The sequence below is a fragment of the Pseudomonas sp. 1121_17 genome, assembly GCF_052850745.1.
The window spans coordinates 1-818 of record NZ_VXCX01000032.1; the positions used below are offsets into that span (position 1 = coordinate 1).

Genomic DNA, 818 nt, shown 5'->3' on the forward strand with positions numbered 1-818 from the left:
TTGCAGATGCGCGTGATAATTGACGGTAAAGGTCAAGCTGTCGATGGCGATGATACGACAACGGGGGCGGTGTGCATCGCCACGGGTGATGGCTACATCTGTGATGGGCGCATGGTGCTGCGTGTCGGCGACAAGACCACAGCGTGCCCGTTGTGCGCCGAACCCGGCACCGTCGCCGAAGGCGCGCCGTGCTTTATCTCCGATGGCAGCGAAGTAGCGGTCGATGGTTCGCTGGTGCTGTGCGCTTGCCCGCCCGGTACGAACCGAGTTGTAGCGCCACCTGACTTTGTCCCGCCCTGGCGGGAGACAAGATCTTCGCGCGTGGTCGGCCCAGGCGCGCAGAGCTTTGGTCAGCCTGTGCATTTCGTTGATAGCCGGCCGTATATCAATGAGCCAGGCTTTCATATTGTCCAGCGCAACATGTCCTTCCCTCAGGTGCTGCTGCACTTGGCTGAGCAGGACGGCACCTTGCCGATCTCGCGCCTGCAGATGCTCAACCCGACGTTCAAGGACGGCTTCAAGGCCGGCGAGATTTTCGTCATCGGTGACCCCGACAACGGCGATGCCTGCACCCGCGAAGAAGCTCAACTGATGGCCGCCGCACAGCAGGCCCGCGACTCGCTGGCGCTGCTCGACTACGACGAAGCCGAATTCATGATGGAGCATCAGGCTGAAATTGCAGGGCTGCTGACAGGCGCGAGTCAGTCCATGGGTGTCGGTAAGGACGTGCTGGAGCAAGGCCTGAGGCAGGTCCGGGCGACCTTGCTGGAGGTCGATCAGTTGCATAAGCAGCAGTTCGCCAAGTTCGGCCACCTGAA

Annotated in this window: 1 protein-coding gene; it reads left to right on the top strand. The window is 61.4% G+C overall.

Features of this window, described 5'->3' with window-relative positions; genetic code table 11:
* A partial coding sequence (locus FW789_RS24285; protein ID WP_446432150.1) for a PAAR domain-containing protein occupies positions 1 to 818 on the top strand: 818 nt, incomplete at both ends.